The 19,003-nt window shown below is 50.9% G+C and carries 7 protein-coding genes; all 7 read right to left on the bottom strand.

All coding sequences use genetic code 11. The annotated features are described in order from the left end of the window. Positions 1-32: 32 nt before the first annotated feature. The 7 genes from HMPREF2955_RS13835 to HMPREF2955_RS13805 all read right to left on the bottom strand — a co-directional run bounded on the left by HMPREF2955_RS13835 (position 33) and on the right by HMPREF2955_RS13805 (position 18,466). Positions 33-2,957 carry a M16 family metallopeptidase gene (locus HMPREF2955_RS13835; protein ID WP_070723996.1) on the bottom strand — a complete coding sequence of 975 codons (2,925 nt, stop codon included), beginning with the start codon at positions 2,955-2,957 and terminating at the stop codon, positions 33-35. A gap of 46 nt (positions 2,958-3,003) precedes the next feature. Next, complete coding sequence (locus tag HMPREF2955_RS13830) at positions 3,004-4,524, bottom strand: DUF6850 family outer membrane beta-barrel protein (protein ID WP_070723995.1); 1,521 nt, start codon at positions 4,522-4,524, stop codon at positions 3,004-3,006. A gap of 87 nt (positions 4,525-4,611) precedes the next feature. Continuing rightward, positions 4,612-5,970 (bottom strand): DUF4876 domain-containing protein, encoded by a 1,359-nt coding sequence (locus HMPREF2955_RS13825; protein WP_070723994.1) that lies wholly within the window; start codon positions 5,968-5,970, stop codon positions 4,612-4,614. A gap of 57 nt (positions 5,971-6,027) precedes the next feature. After that, positions 6,028-8,814, bottom strand: coding sequence for a TonB-dependent receptor (locus HMPREF2955_RS13820; RefSeq protein WP_070723993.1), 2,787 nt, complete (start codon positions 8,812-8,814; stop codon positions 6,028-6,030). 1,675 nt (positions 8,815-10,489) lie between these two features. Continuing rightward, the gene (locus HMPREF2955_RS13815; RefSeq protein ID WP_070723992.1) at positions 10,490-13,315 is read right to left on the bottom strand and encodes a M16 family metallopeptidase; all 2,826 of its coding nucleotides are present in this window, start codon (positions 13,313-13,315) and stop codon (positions 10,490-10,492) included. A 1,072-nt stretch (positions 13,316-14,387) separates the two neighbouring features. Next, a complete protein-coding gene (locus HMPREF2955_RS13810) occupies positions 14,388-17,627 on the bottom strand; it encodes a glycoside hydrolase family 2 TIM barrel-domain containing protein (RefSeq protein WP_070723991.1) in 3,240 nt (1,079 codons plus the stop codon). A 419-nt stretch (positions 17,628-18,046) separates the two neighbouring features. Then, positions 18,047-18,466, bottom strand: coding sequence for a lipocalin family protein (locus tag HMPREF2955_RS13805; protein WP_070723990.1), 420 nt, complete (start codon positions 18,464-18,466; stop codon positions 18,047-18,049). Positions 18,467-19,003 lie beyond the last annotated feature (537 nt).

Raw genomic sequence — 19,003 nt, 5'->3', positions numbered from 1 at the left:
CGAGAACTTGTGGTTGCGGCCCTTTTTTTATATTACTCCGGCATCATCACCACTTCAACCCTGTTCCCTTGTGCCATTAATTGTTGTGCAACGAACTGTTGCAGACGTTGGGGCGTGATGTTTTGCAGTTCGGCAAGGTAGTTGGTATGGATGTCGATGCCCTGTTGTGCCCATGTTTGCACGGCTCGTAGCCACGTGCTGTTTTGCTTTGTGCGTTCTTCAAAGCGTTTGGCGAGGTGGCGTTTCACGTTTTCGAGGAGCGTGGGGTCGATGTTACGAGTCATGTTTTCGGCCTCGGCGCGCATCGCTTTGAGGGTGCTATCAACCAATTCTGGTTTCATTGGGCAGATGCCATATAGCTTTAAGTAGGTGGTGTTCACATCGGCGGCGAGGGTGCAAGAGGCATCGGTGGAGTAAGCCGCGCCCATTTCTTCGCGTATTCGCTGCGTGTAACGCATGCCAAGCAGCTGACCCACCGCCTCGGCCATCACGATATTGGCCAACGTATAGGGCGTACCTTTGGCCCACCACACGATGTAGGCGTTGGCTTTTGGCGTGGTCATGGCATGTCGGAAGTGGTTGCGTGTGATGCCGGGGGCATAGGTTTGCACACTGCGCAGTGCGCCAACGAGGGATGTTTCGCTGTTTGGAGCGGCGGTAGTGGTGGGCGTGGTGGAGTCTTGCGCTGCCTGATGGTGGGGCGAAGGGTGGTTGATGGGGGCGGGTTGACCTGAAACGAGCAGAGGTTTGCTGGCAGGCAACGAGGCGATGTAACGGCAAACGAGGGCGAGAAGACTGTCGCGTTGGAAGTTGCCAACGAAAACAAAGGTGAAGTTTGCAGCATTGGCCATGCCTTGGCGCGCCAAGGTGAGAATGCGATTGGGGTCTACATGGTCGAGATCGGCCAACGTGTTGTGGGCGAAACGTGGGTTGTGGGCGTGCAAGGTGGCCGTTAACGAATCGCTAAGGGCCATTTCGGGCAGGCCTGACACTTGGCTAAGGCGCGCCCTACTGTTGGTCATGATGTTGGCAAAGGCCTCTTGGTCGGGGCGCAAGGCGGTGAAATAAAGGTAAGTTTGCTGCAAAAGGCACTCGGCATCGCGTGTAGAGGCACTGCCGTTGAGGCTTAGCCAATAGGTGTCGAGCGAGAGATTGACGTTGGCCGTTTGCCCCGTTAGCACCTTGGTGAGCTGTTGTGATGAGAAATTGCCTAGTCCGCTACTACCCACAATGCGGTTGAAGAAGCGCGCATTGGCGAAGTCGGCCTGTTCCAAACGCGACGAACCGCCGGGCGCGAAGGCCGTCATCAGCAGTTCGTCTTTGCTCGTAGAGGTGGGTTTGAGCAGCACCGTCACCCCGTTAGATAGCTCTATGCGCTCGATACCCAAAGCGGATTCTTGACGTTGGCTAACGATGTGGCCTGCCTTGGGCAATACGGGGAGCAGCGGTTGGTTGGGGGTATCGTCTTTATATGGTGCAAGGTTGGCCGTGGCGGGCTGCAAAACGGCCTGCAAAAGGCTCTCTTGGGTGGGCTGGGTTGCACCCTCGCGTTGTGGGTTTAGGCTTAAAACAACGAGGTTCCTACCGCTAGTGGGGAGCATCTTGCGCAGCCATTGTTGCACGTCGGTAGGCGTAATGGCATCGACTATGCTTGTTCGCAACTGCCGAAGAACGTCGGGCGAAGGCATGGGTTCGCCACTTAGGGCGTGCTCCACCAATTGGTTGCCCAAGTAATTATTGCCCACTTCGTTGCGTGCAGCATACTGCCGTTCGATGATATTGCGCTCTTCGGCCTTGGCACGAGCCAGTTCGGCAGGTGTAAACCCATGCTTGGCAGCACGCCATAATTCGGTCATCACGGTTTGTGTGGCAGCCTGTGCCTGTCCCTCTTTGGCCATAATGGTTACTTGGAAGGCGTATTTTGAGGAGGCATAGAGATATACGCCATAGCCCACCACGGCCTGCGTGAAGGGGCATTGGAGCTTAACCACCTGCTCGGCAAGGCGCATGCGCAACATCGACATCATCAAAGAGCGGCGCACTAAGAGGCGTTGATAAGTGCTTGAGGCTTTGAAAGCAGGCGTTATGGGCGGCATTTTGCAGAACACTTGCACAAGCGTGGTGCGCTGTTCGGGGTCGCTATCCACCACGACGATGGGCTTGGCGTTGTCGGCAACGGGCACAATGGCGGGTCGGCGCGCGGCCTTGGTGGGGCGTATGGGGGCGAAAAGTGCCTCGATACGTTTGGCCGTGCGTGCCACATCCACATCGCCCACCACGATAATTGCTTGGTTTTGGGGATGATACCAGCGGTGATAATACTGCCGAAGGGTGGAAGGGCCAACGGTATCTATCACTTCCATCAAGCCAATTGGGGCGCGACGAGCGTACAAACTGTTGGGGTAAAGGTGCGGGAGATTGCGTTGTATCATACGTGCCGTGGCCGAATTGCGTTGTCGCCACTCTTCGTTAATCACGCCACGTTCCTTATTTATCTCTTCGAGAGAAAACGAAATGTCGCATGCCCAGTCGCGAAGTGCAAGCAGACAACTGTCTAAGGCCGAGGCGCGCGCTGTGGGAACGTTGTTGAGATGATAGACGGTGCGCTCCATTCCGGTATAGGCGTTGATGTTTTGACCGAATTTTAGGCCAAGCGTTTCGAGGTAAGCCGCGAGCGTATTGGATGGGAAATGGCGCGTGCCGTTAAAGCAAAGGTGCTCTAAGAAGTGAGCCAAGCCGCGTTGGTTGTCGCTCTCTTGCAGCGAGCCAACGCATTGGGCGAGGTAGAAATTGGTGCGATTGGGGGGTGTGCTGTTGCGAAGTATATAATAGGTAAGGCCATTCGGCAACTTGCCCACATGCAGGTTGGGGTCGGTGGACAGTGTTGCCTGTGTGCGTTTGGCGTTTGCCGAAAGGGCAAACAGGGCGAGAGCAAGGATAAAGAGGTATTTTTTCATTTCCGCAAAAGGGTGTTGTCGCTGTTGGATATAGGACTGTGGCCCATTAGAAAGCCAAGCCAAGGGCGGCCTCAAAATTATGGCGCGTGCCGTGAATGGTGGGTTGGGCTTTAAGCACATAGCCCAATTGGTAGGCCAATGAGAGCGTTAGCTGATAGTGGGCGAAACGCTTTGCCGTGCCCAACGCTATGCGTGTGCTGGCCGTAGACGTGGCGTAGAAACGTTGCAGGGGAAGTGCTAGTTGGGTAGAGAACACCGTTTCTTGCGTTGAAGGGTAGCTTAACGAGGCCTTGGGCAGGGTGAACGCTTGGCTTGCACCATAGAAAAAGGCGAAGTTTCGAGGCAAGGGACGTTGCGAACGATAGGCTGCAGCGAGATGAAAGGCATCGCGAACGAGGGTGTGTTGCGTGGCTCCGTCTTGTCGTTTCTCGTGTTCGGCGGTGGCATCGAGTGCAAATAGGTCGAGCCGCTGCGAGGTAAAGCGATGGTAGAGCAAGGCGTTCACGCCGATGTCGCGATGGCTATACACGTAGTTTTTCTGTCCGCCAAGGATGTTGTCTAGCCTATCCCACCCCTTGGTAAAGTGTGCGTGGGCTGTGGTTTGCAGGCGAAGAGCGGGCGAAAGGGGATGAATTAACCCCGCAAGAATGCGCGTCTGACGGAGGTTATAGGTGGAAAGGAGGTTGGCCGACACGTTTTTTGTTCGGCTACGACGTATGCTGTCGCGTTGGGCCAGATAGCTGGCGCGCGCCCAAAGCGTCGTTTCGTTTCGGGTAAAGCTGGCTTGTAGCGACAGTTCGTGCCCGTAGGTGTTGGCTTGCATCTCGCGGTTTTGCAGCTTACCCGTCTTTCGGTGCATGCCAAATCCCATCAGTTCGTAGGCCATAAAGTCCAATCGGTCGATGCGGTCGTTGTTCTCGTTCACGTAGATCAGGTTGTTGTCGCTGGTTCCGTAGACCATTCCTGCTGCCATAGAGATATGCACGGGGGCGAGGTTTAGGCCTATATTGAGGTGATAACGCGAGTAAAAACTCTCGGTAGAGGGGCGTGGATCGTTGCTGCGTGCGCCCTTATGATACCTTATTTGTAGGGCTGCACCAAGGTCGAACAGGTGCGAAAGGCGGTAATTGGCTGCGCCTTTAAGTTGGTAGGTCTCGTTTAGCCAGTTGCCTTTGCGTGGCGATGCAAAGTAGTAGGGCATGCCCAGGCGTGGCGTTTCGCTAAGCAGCCAACCCACACTATCGGCAAATTGTCGGTCGTAAGCAAACTCGCCGTATAGTCGCCAGCGGCTAGACGCGTACGCTCCCATAGACGAAAGTCGCAAATTCGTATCTTTTTCGGGTGTTTGCAGGCGCATTAAAGGGCCTCGTTCGTGGGTGAAAGTCGCCGAGGTATAACCATAGCTGTGCGCCGGTAGCAAGTAAATGCCCAGGGGTGAGGCCATGATTTGGTGGTGTTGCCGCCACTCTTGGGGGGTGGGAACGGCAAAGCGCGTGAGCGAATCTTGAGCGGAGGCGATGTAGAAAAGCCCGAACAAGAGGCTAGATACGAATAAACGTGCGTGCATGTTGTTGATTTGGGAATATCGGTATAGGCAATTCTCCGCCTGCCTGCTTTTGCTATGCAGGCAAGCGGAGAAGCTTATAATGGGGCGTTACTTGCTTGGGGCAAACGCCTTTGGGTTTGGAATCATCTGAACAAAGTCGAGAGCAGAGTTGTTGAGGTCTTGCAATATGCGGCGACCTTCATTCACTCGGCTCACCTTACGCGAGATGCAACGGAAACTATAATCGGGCTTTGAGTAGGCATAGCTGGCATCTAGTTGCTTTGGGAAAGCCTTTGGCGACACGTAACCATCGGCATTGGGGTTGATAACCTCAACGGCATCGATGATGCAATTGATGGGTATCTGCATGAAAACAGTTCCATCAGAGTTCTTTAAGTCTCTATACGGGCGGAGATACCTGGGCAATTTGCTGGGCGAAGGATGGCGGAAGATGACGTATCCCTCTTTGCCATTGCGCGAAAAACGCATAAACCTATGGTTTCCTTTTTCTATAATCACCATATTTGCCGCGTCCTTGTTATCCAATTCCTCGTTGTGGGGATACACCACGTCAAACTCTGCCTTGCTCAGGTCGAGCGTAGAGTCGGGCCATTCGGGGGTTACTTGTTTCCCATTCTCTTTTGTAAAAGGTTGTTTATAGTTCTGGGCGAAGGGTGCGATGATGAAACTTTCGCCCGGTTTGATGGGATAGTCCTTGCCCGAGCCCGGCACCATGAGTACGATGTCGCCGTAAACGTACTTGTCGTTGGCATTTGCAGCATCGGCCATACCTTCTGATTTGCTCCAGTCGTAAGTGCCTTTCGAGGTGAAATAGAACTTTTTGGGAGTTGCAAGTCTATGCCAATTGCCGTCAGAGAGATAGCCATACCTGTTCATTGTTGTGAGTGCGAAGCAAAGGCTATCAGCGTAAAGGGTGCGCGAGGTGTTGTTATAAATCTCGACAAAGCAATCGTGTTCGCCTGCCGCTTTCTTGTTGTCCGACCCAGCATAATAGAGGGTTTTGAGAACGAAATCATCGGTTGTGGATGTGGTTAGCTCCAAATTAACGGACGTTTGCTTGCTGGGTTGGAGCTGTATGCCCGTTGCTGCGGCCGAGAAAAGCACATCTTCGTTGCTCTTTTCGCCTGTAATCTCGGTGTATTCTTTGGCGGGAAGGGTGTAGGTTGCCATGATGTCGTACATGTCTACGGGCAGATTGGGCAACTCCACCGTGCCGTTGAGGGTGGTTTCGTAAGCTGTTTCTTTCCCCGTGTTGGTGTTGCGCAAGGTAATTGCAACCTTTTGGGCTTTGGCTTTCTCGAAAGTCTTGTCGATTTTAACGCTTACTTTCACCGATGCGTTCGACACTTCGGGTGCGTCGCTCTCGCTGCAAGCGGCGAACAGTGCGGCTATGGCCATTGTTAGGAATAGGGCTGTGCGGTTGCCCCAACGTCTTTTCTCTTTCATTTTTTTGTGAATTTAATGTTGTTTATATTGCTTGTGGTAAGCAGAAAGCAAGGCCATTTAGAACTTGTAGCTAACATCCATGCTCACCGTTGGCGGCTGGTTAAAGTATATTCGGTCGCCTTGGCGTTCTATCCAAGGACGATAATTGAACACATTATTTATATAGCACGACAGGCGCAGCTGCTTGCCAATCTCCTTAGACACGCGAAGATGACAGTTGGGGATGATGATTGGCTGCGAAATGTTTACGGGTTCGTTGTCTTTTAGTCGCAGATAAGTCCAGCGGATGTCCTTTCGTTGCTGCTCGTCGAGGTACACACGACGGAAGTTTCGGTCGACGTAACCGATGGGATAGATGTCGAACCCGTGGCGGTTGAAGTGCCTGAACCAGAAGTTTTGCAGGCGCAAGTTGAATATCAAGCCAAGGGTGGGTATCTGTTTGGTGAGACTTAGGGTGGAGATAAGCTCGTGCGAGCTGTTCTTTGTGGGGGCGTAGATGCCCGAAACGGCCTCTTTGTCGAGGTCGATAGACGTGCCCATACGTTCGCCTTGATGGTGGTAAAGGCTGTAATTGTAAACCACCGAGAAGTTAACGCCTAGGCCCAAGGGCTTGATGTTGCGCAGGTTGCCAATCCATTCTACGCCTGCATCGCGACTGTAAAGCAGGTTGCAGGGCGTGTAGTAATAGTCGATGATGAGTTCGGGGTTGCCTTTTGGCGCATAAATGGGCCGTTGGTTGGGCGGTTGCGACACGGTTTCGTAACGCTGAACCCACATCGTATCGAGCACAGCCTCCGAACTAATGCCGCGCAAGTCTATCTTAAGATAACCCGTTAACGAGGTATTGAAGTTGCTATTGGCATAAGCTGTGCCCACTTCAAAGCTGTGTGTGTAGGGCGAAAGTAAGTTGGGATTGGTGGGATTAACCACTTTGGTCTTGTACATAAAGAGCCGCTCGTTGGCGTTGTTGCTGTAATTGCTGTACACCAGGCGGTCGAAATACACGTTTTCGGGATATAAAAAAGCCGTGGCGGGTATCTTATAACTGATGCCGTAGGCCGCATTAAAGCTCAATCCATTGTCTAACGCCCACATCATGTTGATGCGTGGAGAGGCCGCAAAGCGTTGGTTTTGGTATTCAAGACGTAGGCCGGCCGTTGCGTTTAGTGTGCCGTGAGCCGTGGGCAGCACCAACTTGTCTTGCACGTACAAGCCGTATTGGTTCAGGTTAATACGGTTTCGATATTGATAAGAGCGGTCGCCGCGCCCTCCTTGTCCGCCATCGTAGAACGGAGTTTCGGCGTTGAAAATCTTTCCACGCCCATGATTGGCCTCGTGTCGGGCGAAAATGCCCAAGCTAAGCGTGTGTGTGGCGCGGCTCCACCTTAGCGTTCGGCGTGCCTCTACGTTGGCCGAGAGGGCCAAGGGCTTGCCGTCTATCTCCAAAAGGGCCGTGTAATAGGGTGGCGCAACATCGGTTTCGTGCACGCCGTTGGTGTAAGCATCGGTGATAAGGTTCAGTCTGTTGTTGGCAATAAACTCTTCGTGCATGTCGTATTGGTGCGACAGAGAGAGCGAAAAGTTATAGTCGATACCGTCGATAAGTGCGTTTTGCTGTGGCGAAAGCGCGCCACGCAGGGCCAAACGCAGGTTCTGGCGGTCGGTTCGGGTGCGGTTAAGCGTGGCGTCGGGGTCGCTTTTCAGTCCGTCAACGTTTTTGGAGAAGTCTACCGCGAGGGTGTTTTCCCATGCCAAGGCTCGGCTAATGGTGTGTGTCCACGTGGCGTTGAGGGCGATGTTGGCGTTTGTTTTCAGCATGTCGCGCCTGTCTCGGGTGCTGTGCAGATAGTCTATGTTGAGGTTAAGCATGCCCCAACGCTCGCCAAGGGCGAAACCTTTGCCCAGCGAGGCGTTGAAAATATCGTATTGCACCTTCACACTACCATAGAAAGGGGTAAGTCCGGCGCGGCGATTGATGATAACGGCACCGCTGCTTAGGTCGCCATACTTGGCTGGTGCCACGCCCGAAATCACCTCAACGCTCTCTATCGACGAGGCGGGAATAAGGCGCAAATCGTTTCCGCTGCCCACATTCTCGTTGTTGTCGGTGTTAAAACGGCGGTCGAACATCTTTATGCCGCCCCATTTTCCGTAGCTGTCTAGCTGCATGTTGGTGTTGTTCGAGAGGGGCGTACCGTCTACCACGTAGGCAATGCCAAAGGCAGCGTTGCGCACATAGTCGTTAAGCTTGTTGCGCGAATAGGCATCGAGCGGATTTTGCAAGTCGCCTTGCAGGGCCGAACGCAAGGTTAAGAAACTGGCATTGTGCATGTCGGTGTTGAGAATGGCCTTACCTGGCAGTGCCTGAACGATGTCTGCCAAGCTGTAAGCCTGTATGTTGTCGATGGTGTTTCGCTGAATGAGCATCGACGAGTTGCTGTGTCTGGGTGCGCGTGTGGCGTTCACCTGCACGTCTTTCAGGTAAAGGTTGTTGTCGTCTAGTGCGATGTTTATCTTCTTTCCTTTTGCCGCGGCATCGTGCGTAATGGTTAACTGGCGCGTTGCTTTGCCCAGATACGACACTGTTAGGCGCGTTCCTTTGGTGGTAAAGAGTGTTGGTTTAAGTCGAATTCGGCCTTGTGCATCGGCAGTATAGGTAAGGCCGGCACTCTCTACGATAACAGTGGCGTAGGGTAAGGCCTGCCCATTGCGGTCGGTAATGGTCAATGAGATGTTCTCGTCTGTGGATTGGGCGTGTGCAAACTGGTTACACACGCACGCCAAGGTGATGAACAAAACCATAACACGTATTCCTCCCCATAGAATTCGTGTGGGAAACTTCATATCTTTTTGTCTTTTTCTTGTCCTGTTAAGTGCAAAACACACTATGCAATCTGCAAAGTTAGGTGTTTATAATGAATTGGACAATACCTATTTATAGGTATTTATAGGAAGGAAAGTGGAGGAAGGCTCCCCAACTGGCCTCACCCCCAACCCCTCTCAGCCCACCCCCAGCCCCTCTCCAAGGGGAGAGGGGAGTAATATGCTTTGTGAAGTTAACACTTGCTGGTGACTAATCGCTTAGCTTGTTAACTTGTCTGTCTATCAACAGATGAACTTGTCCACTCGTTAACTTGCCAACTCAAAAACTCACCAACTCACATTACCAACTCACAAACTTACCAACTAAAAACTCACCAGCTCACATTATCAACTCAAAAACGTACCAACTTAAAAACTTAAATCGTTTCTTTTGTTTTACAAATCCCTTCTTTGTCTCGACCCGTTCTAGCGAAAATGCAGGTTAAAAAGTGGGTAAAAAGCCACCATTTCTAGCTTTTCACGTCCTTCTACTTGTCTGTTTTTAAGAACAAAACCTGCATTTTGCACCATTTTGCCTTTCTAGTTTGGTTGCTTGCTCGTATTTTTTCGAGCCCAATAACCCCCTTTTAGACCCTAAAATCCCATTTTTTAATGGCCGTTTTGCCCTTTTCAGCCGTGTGTTTTATCGTTCGAAAGGGTTTTGTTTATACAATTGCACTGGATGATTATGCTTTTCGCCTTGCGTTTAGCGGTAAAAACTACTGCATTTTGCACCATATTAGCTTGCGTTTAGCACCAAAACGCACTGCATTTAGCACCAAAACGCAGTGCGTTTAGCGGCATATTGCACTGCGTTTAGCACCAAATTGCACTGTATTTTGCTGCAAATGGCCCAAAATATGGTGCAAATGGCGTTTTGGTTAAATAAATATTCATCTTGCCGCATTCACAGTCTACCCCCTTTTTGTACAAAACAAACCTTCGCGAGATCGATTTTTTGCGGCAAGGTGGGCGATTGGTGGAAAAAATCGCAGCCATAATGTTAATATTCTTGCTGAAAATTAGACAGAATGTTTGTGGCATGTACGCGGTATAGGCAATGGCACGAAAAGCATGTACGCTTACAATAGCCAAGGCGAACCGTTGCAGGGCTTATATTAAAAGTCAACACGGCCACATCTACTCGTTAACTTATAAACTGGTAAACTTGTTCGTTTGTTAACTATCCTCTCGTCAACTCATCCACTCGTCCCCTTGTTAACTTGTCCACTCGTCACCCCGTCAACTCCGTTCCCTTGTTCCCTCGTCATCTTGTTCACTCCTTCCTCTTGTCAACTTGTCCCCTCGTCCTCTTGTTAACTTGTCCCCTCATCAACTTGTCCCCTCGTCAACTCCGTCCTCTTGTCCCCTCGTTAACTTGCCCACCTGTCCCCTCGTTAACTCCATTCCCTTGTTCCCTCGTCATCTTGTTCACTCCTTTCCCTTGTTAACTTGTAAACTTGTTAACTCGTCAACTCCGTTCTCTTGTCCCCTTGTCAACTTGTCAACCCGTCAACCCGTCAACTAATAAATCCCATAAACCCAAAACAGGTAGGGAAGGTCTTGTAAACAGACCCGTCCCTACCTGTTGTTTGTTAGGATGGATGGTGGAATAGTGGGCCTGTGTGTCGGCCCTTCCACCAAACGCTTTATGTATTTACTTCTTTTCTTCTGCTGGCATCATCGTAACCTGGATGCGGTTGCCTGCTTTCAGAATTTCTTTAACGAAGTTGCTAATGCTCTCGGGCGTTTGCTTAGCCACAAGTGCTTTGTAATCGGTATGCAAGTCGATGCCGTAGCGATACCACGTGCTGATAACGCCGGCCCAATAGCCGTTGGTCTTCGCCTCGTTGTCGGCTTCCTTCACCATGTACTCTTTCACTTTGGCCAGCATTGAGGGGTCGCACTGCTTAGAAAGGTTGGTAACCTCGTCGCGCATGATTTGCAAAGCCAGGTCGGCCTTCTCTGGTTTCATGGGACAGTAAGCAAAGAGGGTTACATTGTGGTCCTTGTCGTCGATGCTTGCCGAGCCTGCGGCGCCGCAAGTGTAGGCTGCACTGGCATCCTCGCGTATCTTTTTGAGGTAAACCATGCTGAGGATTTGGCCGGCAATGCTGGCCTTGATGGCATTCTCTGTGGTGTAGGGGATGTCTTCGCTAAACCAAACCATGTTGGCATCGGCCTTCGGCGTTTCCATCTTGCGTGTAAAATCGTTGTTGGTTACGCCTTTTTTGAAGAAGGTTACCTTCTTACTGTTGGGGTTGGCACCCTTAGCGGGCAGCGAACCTAGATAGCGTTCGATGAGCGGACGAATGGTTGCCTCGTCGTAATTGCCGATGATGATGAAACGCCAACCGTTGGCGTTGGCCGTGCGTTCGGCTGCCATGTGCAGTATTCGGTCGTAGTTAACCTTGGGAAGGTCGGCCAACTCGAGGGGTTTCACGCGCGGATTGTGTCCGTAGATGGTTGCGCTGAGCGAGTCGCTGAATGCTTGGTCGGGCGATATGGCACGGTTTTGCAGGCTCACTTTCAAGCTTTCCATCAGGTTGTTGAATGCCTCTTGGTCTTTATTAATCTTGGTGAAGTGCAGGTAAACCAGCTGGAACATCGTTTCAATGTCCTTAGGTGTAGCGTTTGCACCAACACGCATGCGCTTTTCGCTCATCGAAAGGCTTGCCGATGCGTTCTTTCCAGCGAGGGCTTTGCTCAGCTCGGTGTTCGAGAAGTTGGCCAATCCGCTTACTTCGAGGGCACTGTTGAAGACGTTGAGGTTAACAAAGTCGGCCGCACCATAGCTCGAACTGCCCGCTCCGCCGCTACCAGAAAGGCGCACTTCGTCTTTCTTATAGTCGGTTTTCTTCAACAAAACGGTTACGCCGTTAGAGAGTTTCAACTCGGTATAGCCGAACTTAGGACCGCGTTTTTGGCTGACAACCTTGCCGGGTTTGGGCAATTTGGTGATGAGCGGCTCGTTCTTCACGTTGTCTACATAGGGCGTTAGTTTGGCGGTGCGTGCTTGGTCAACGGCGGCGATGAGGCCCGATTCGGTGGGATAGGTCAGTCCTTCCTTCTCTGGGTTGAAGCTAACGATGACCAAGTTGGTGTCGGTTTTCGACACAAGGTCGGCAAACACCTGGTTAACAAACTCCAATGGGATGTTGGGCACCACCTGTTTCATCGTTTCGTAGTAGTATTCGATGGGCGGAATGGGTTCGTTATCCAAGAAATTTTCTTTGTAGCTGTTGGCGAATTGCGAGGTGAAACGTTTCTCGCGGTTGCTATACATGCGGTCGAGCGAACTGAGGGTAGACGACTTTGAGCGGTCGTACTCGGTTTTGGTAAAGCCAAATTGTGCGGCGCGCAAGGCCTCGATGTAGGCTGCGCGCAGTGCATCGGCCGTTAGCTCTGTGGTTTTGGGCGACACGGCGATAGAGAAGGCCTCCTTGGTTTTTGCAAAGATGTAGTTTTCTACGCTGGCACTGGCGCCTACGAAGGGGCAATCGGGCTTGAGGGCGGCCTCTGCCAGGCGGTCGTTAAGCAGACCGATGCCCACGCCTTTTACGTATTCGTACACCATATAGTCTACTTCGCCCTTCACCGAGTCGGGTGTTGCCTCGCGTTTCATCATCATTTGCACAACAGAGCTGGTTTGTTCCTTGTCTTTGTCGATGATAACGATGGGCGTATTGTTGTCGGGAACATTCTCGGTTACTACGGGCGCGGGGTTTGCGGGGTTCTTCATAGGGCCGAAAAGCTTTTTAATCTCGGCCTCAACGTGGTCTACGTCCACGTCGCCCACAACGATGATACCCTGGTTTGAGGGGTGATACCACTTTTCGTAGTAGTCGCGCAGTTCCTTATATTTAAAGTTGTCTACCACACTCATCAGTCCGATGGGGTAGCGCAAGCCATATTTCGAGCCAGGATAGAGCTTAGGCAGGTTGCGTTCGAACATTCGGCTGCTGGCACTTGTGCGCAAACGCCACTCTTCGTGTATCACTCCGCGCTCTTGGTCAATCTCTTTGGGGTCGAGTGCAAGGCTACCAGCCCAGTCGCGAAGGATAAGCAGGCACGAGTCTAGCGCGCTTTGGCGCGTGGTAGGCACGTTGTCGATGTTGTAAACCGTTTCGTCGATGGCCGTGTAGGCGTTGAGGTCGGCTCCGAATTTCACGCCCAAGCTTTCGCAATAACGTAGCAAGGCATCGCCGGGGAAGTGCTCTGTGCCGTTGAAACACATGTGTTCGAGAAAGTGAGCAAGGCCGCGTTGGCTTTCTTCTTCTTGCAGCGAACCCACCTTTTGGGCGATGTAGAAGTTGGCTCTCTTTTCTGGCCAGTTGTTGTAACGAATGTAATAGGTAAGCCCATTGTCGAGTTTGCCGATGCGAACAGCAGGGTCGCGCGGAATCGGGGGCATCTGCGATTGCGCCTGAATGGTGCCACCAAGGGCGAGAAGAGCAAGCGCGAGCAAATTTCTAAAACGCATAGGATAGTTTATTTGTTTTTGTTAATGGTAAGACCTCGAAAGAGGTGGTGTTTATTTTGCAGCAAAGATAAGCTATTTTTACCAACTTCCGCATATTTTTCGTATTTAATTAGCAAAATTTTATCGCTTGAAGGGCGGGCGTGCATTGTTGTTTCGCAATATTGGTTGTTGGTGGGGGATGTGTGTTCGGATATTTGTAGCTATTTGCGTAGGTTTTAGTTGTTTAGCGTTTTAACGCATATTATATAACGCGTGGTTTGACATGGGCTGCGTTTGGGTGCGAAGTGGGGGTTGGCCTGTGTGGATGATTAGGCGATATTTTTGGCTTGGCAAGGGCGTGTTTTAGATGTTTGCAGGTGCTTTGTGGCTGGGGCAAGCGGCCGTTTTTTAGCTGGTGGATGTCGGTTAAACTCTTCGTTTCGTAACGTGGCAAACCAACCAGTGCGCTTACTATTTTCATCAAACATCAAAAAAAATATCAAAATCTCTTTGTTTAAAGTAAAATAAAGCGTAACTTTGCAACATCAGAATAAGATAATAGTTAGATACCATAGATAATACAAAAGCCTACGCCGCCCCCGATTAAACTCCGCGAAGGTATGGGCTTACTGAAACGGAACGGGGGCGGGCTGTCAATTAAGGGCAACGAACGACGAAACGCATGATGCAAGGCCGCATTGCGAAGGGTAAATGTCGTTAAAGGGTTGCTTTCCACTATATAATATGAGGGTGTGCCAAGGTTGGCACACCCTCGTCTTTTTATTGGGAAACTTGCGTTTTCTAGTTATTCTAGGTGTTCTAGTTATTCTAGGTGTTCTAGTTATTCTAGGTGCTCTAGGCATCCTAGGTGTCCTAGTTATTCTAGTTATCCTAGCTATCTTCTTTTTTCTAGGTGTTCTAGGCAATCCTAGGCATCTTAGTTATTCTAGTTATCCTGGGCATCCTAGGTGTTCTAGGATGATTAGGATAACTAGGAATAATGGCTTTTGGGCAATCTCTTTACTTTTCTAGGCATCCTAGATGGGCCATAACCATCAGCCCAAGCCAGCCTTTCAGCCCCTTCGCTGTGCAGTTACTTCTGCGGAACAAGCGTAAACGTAAACGTGTATTGCTTATAAGGCAGGCGATAAGGCGGCAGGGCGATGGCCTCTTCGCTCCAACTGTTGACACCACCCACGCCCGTTTGACCCAAATCTATGCAAAGCTCGGTGTATTTAGACTTTGGAACTTGTGGCGAATGGCGTTGCGCCTTCTCCAATCCCTCGTCTAAATCGGCGATGGAATAGTGCAAAGCGCTGGCCGAGAACAGCTCTGGCGACACGATACGGAAACCAAAACCATTGTCGTTTGTTTGTTTCCACCAGCGTATGTCGCTCTTCGTGCCCGTTTCTTGCGGACGGATATAGGGATAAAATTGCTCGTCGGCCGTTTGTTTATAAATGCCAACGTTTTGCGAAAGTTTGCGGTCGGCGTAGTTCTCGATAGGGCCGCGGCCGTAAAACTCGCTCACCTGCATGTCGTAAGGCAACTGCATCACCATGCCATAACGAAGAAGGAACGGCCGCTCGTCGGCTGTTTTGGGCGTCATCTGCTGGGTAACGCGCATTGAGCCGTCGCCCATAACGCTGTAAGTAAGCGTAAGTTGCGCGCCCACTTCGGGCATATCATACTCTACATGCACATCCGCCTTGTTGTCTTTCTTGTCGAGTGCAGCATTGATGGCCACAAGTTGCAGCTTGGGTTCGCGCCAAACACGATTGTGCTTTTGCACACCTGCACCCATGTCGTTATCCGTAACGGCGCGCCAGAAGTTGGGTTTGAGCGTTCCGCCTTGGCCTAGAATCGGTTTCCCATCCACATTGTAGGTGGCAAGAAGACCCGAAACGCGGTTGAAAGCCACTGTGAAATGATTGTTGGAAACCACGACTTGGCTCTCGCCAGACTTATTTCGGAGGTTCAGGCGCGTGTCTTTGTCAACCGCGGGTGCCTTTGGCATCTTACGGAAACAAGTGCCTTGCTGCATCTCAAACTGGTTGTAGGCCACGCGTGTGCCTGCATCGAGCAGCGGTTCGGCCGTTTTCAGCACGAAGTCTACGTTCAGCATCAGCTCTGCATGGGGACAAAGGCTATCTGTTTTGATGGGCAGGGCAATCTCGCAACGCTGTTGTGGCTGAACATCTAGCTGCTCCACCTCGCCCGTTTGCACGGCCTTACCATTTTTAAGCACCGTCCAAACCAGCTTGTAATTATCCAAATTGCGGAAGAAGTTCTCGTTGTACACGCTTATCTTTCCAGCTTTCAGGTCAACGGGTTCGGCCCAAATGTTCTGGTGCCAGTAAGCAATTTCGTAGGCATGCGGGTTAGGTACGCGGTCGGGACTAACAATTCCGTTGCAGTTAAAGTTGTTGTCGGATGGGTCGTAGTCGTTGTAGTCGCCACCATATTTATATATCTCCATGCCGTTTTTGTCTTTTGCGCGAAGTCCTTGGTCAACAAAGTCCCAGATAAATCCGCCTTGGAACTTGGGATATTTGCGCACCAAGTCCCAGTATTCCTTAAATCCGCCAGAGCTATTACCCATCGTATGGTTGTATTCGCATTGTATCAGGGGGCGCGTTTTGCTGTCGTCGCGCGCGTAATCTTCGCACCATTGGTGTGTGCGATACATGGGACAGGCGATGTCGGTGCTGGGACCGTCTACGCCACCGCGTTCCCATTGCACGGGTCTGCTTGGGTCGTAGCCCTTAATCCACTTGTATGCGGCGGCGAAGTTCGGCCCGTCGGCCGTTTCGTTGCCCAGACTCCACGTGATGATTGATGGGTGGTTGAAGTAAGTTTGCACGTTGTTTTGGTTGCGTTGCAATATCTGCAAGGCAAACATGGGCTTTTTAGAGGGGGCGTCGTCGCCATATTGAAAGCCATGCGACTCTTGGTTTGCCTCGGCCACAACGTAAATGCCGTACTCGTCGCACAGGTCGTACCACATCGGGTCGTTGGGATAATGGCTCGTGCGCACGGCATTGATGTTGAGTTGTTTCATTATGCGGATGTCTTGCACCATACGTTCGCGGCTCATCACGTAGCCGCCATCGGGGTCTATCTCGTGGCGGTCGGCTCCCTTGATAAGCACGGGCTGACCGTTAACCAACAGCTGCGCGTTGCGTATCTCAACCTTTCTGAAACCCACCTTCTGGTTGGTTACGGCCACATATCTGTGCTCCTCTACCTTCTTGGGCTGTATGTTTTTCGTTGCGCGCATGTCTACAACGGTTGTTCTCAGCGTGTAGAGATAAGGTGTTTCGGCTGTCCACTTGTGCACGTTGGGTACTTTCAGTTGTGCTTTACCATTCGTTGCGTGGGTGCTGGCAACAATTTTGCCCTCGGCATCCAGCAATTCATGAAAAAGTTCAGTGTATTTCTGTGTCTTTCCATCAATGGTTAGTATGCCATTGGTGTAGTTGTCGGTCAAGTCGGGCGTGATGCGTAGGTCTTCCAAGTATATTTTCTTATCGCGCGCATAGAGATATGTATCTCGTGCCAAGCCCGAAAGTCGCCAGAAGTCTTGGTCTTCGCAGTACGAGCCGTCGCACCAACGGAAACATTGGAAGGCGATGAGGTTATCTCCTTCTTTTAAATATGGAGTAAGGTCGAACTCTGGTGCCACCTTACTATCTTCGGAATAGCCCACGAAGTGGCCGTTAACCCAAAGGTAGATGTTAGACGTTACCGAGCCGAAATGAGCGATAACTTGTTTACCTTTCCATGCGGCGGGCAGCGTGATGGTGCGGCGATAGCTGCCCACGTGGTTGTCTTTCACCGGCACTTGTGGCGGGTTGTTTTTGAAATGTCCACGCCACGCAAAGCCCACGTTCAGGTAAACGGGGTCGCCATAGCCGTGCAATTCCCAGATGCCAGGCACGGGCATGGTTCCCCACGCCGTGTCGTTAAAGTCGGTTTCGTAAAAGCGGGTGGGACGTTGGTCGGCATTTTCCACCCAATTAAATTTCCAATCGCCATGCAACGACAAGTAGTTTTCCGAGCGTTTTGGGTCGCCCATCTTCGCCTCCTCATCGTTTTTAAAGGGGAAGAAGTTGGTGTGCATGGGCATGCGGTTCAGGGTGTTCACCTGCAAGTCGTGCCATTCGGTGAATGTAGGCTGTGCCGCGATGCGGCTGGCGGGTACAGTTTGTTTTGCGATACCTTTTATTTTGCCCTTTGTTGCAGAACGTTTTGGCTTGCTTTGCATTGCTGTTTGGGCTTGTGCTTGCAAGCTGAGGGCAGCCAGTGCCGCCCAAAAGAAAATTTTCTTCATGTTGTGAAGGTTTGTTGTTAGGTTGTTTTGTCTTGCAAAGATACGATTTTTAGTTGAGTTTGGAGGTGGTGAATGTATAAGTTGGTGAGTTTTTGAGTTGGTGAGTTTTTGAGTTGATGCGTTTTTAAGTTGATGAGTTTTTTGGTTGATGATTTTTTGAGTTGGCAAGCTGGCGAGTGACCAAGTTCGTCAGTTGATGGGTTCAGAAGTTTCAGGCTGAGCGATCGGTCGCCAGCAAGGGTTAAATTCGCAAGGCATATCATCCCCTCTCCCCTTGGAGAGGGGTTGGGGGTGAGGCCGGTAGGGGTAAGTCTGGTTGTTTCGCGGCAATGGCAGGTGGTTAGAAGATAAAACAAACCGCCGCACAACGTCCGGATGTGGTACGCGGTGCGGCGGCTGTATGTTGTGCAAGAGTGGCGTTAGCGTTTAACGCGCTTAACGCTCTTGGTAGGTGTGTAGCGTATGAATTGCAGTTCACCTTCTTTGCCAGAAGCGAGGGTAAGGAAAAGGTGATCTCCCTTAAATTTGCAATTGTACGTCCTCGGCGCTTTACCCTTTGGGCTAAGTGTCAGTGTATTATTGGAGAAGGTGTAATCTCCCTCCTCTGTGGTGTTGCCTTTGTAGATGTCGTTGGTAAAGAAGTATTGCTTATACTCGGTAAACTGCATGTAGTAGGTGCCAGTGCTGCTAGCTTCCGACTTCCATGTACCTATGATAGGACTTGCTTCTTTGTCTTCACCGTCGTCGCTAGCACAAGATGCAAACGACAAACCTGCAATCAATACCACAAGCATAGCGGCAAGTTGCCAGGCGCGATTTTTTAAACCAGTACTTTTCATGAACTTATTTCCTTTCTTTATAAGATGAATTAATTTGTCGCAAAGTTACAACAATTGACCTTAACGCGAAAAGCAAAAAGGATTTTTTTTGTTTTTTTAGGCAGATTGTAGAACTTGCGTTTGGGGCAAATGGGCTTGTCCACAACTCCTTTAAAGAGGAGAGGAGTTGTGGCGTACTGTGTAATTAAGGCGTTAAGCCAGTTGTTTGGGGGTTCGGTACAAGCAGCTTTGTTAGCCGTTGACAGCCAATGCCGGCGCGATTGACTTGCCGACAGCCCTAACCCGACAGCGAAGTTGTCTTGACTTTAAATATCTCTACAAACAGAGAGGGGTTTATGTCTTTATACAGTAAAACCAAGATAAACACCCCGCCCATGCACAAAGTACTGGATGGAGATATGGTGAAATCTGAAATGTTGCCCCATTTGTCTGTGGCAATACGGGCCATGTTTCAGCAGACGACCCTGGCGGAAGTTATTCCACACGTTCTCTACAAGTTGAGTGCCTGGCTGCCAATGGCAGATTACTTCTGCGTTT

Source organism: Prevotella sp. HMSC073D09, from assembly GCF_001814145.1.
GTDB lineage: Bacteria > Bacteroidota > Bacteroidia > Bacteroidales > Bacteroidaceae > Prevotella > Prevotella conceptionensis.
This window is presented reverse-complemented; position numbering and strand designations above follow the sequence as displayed.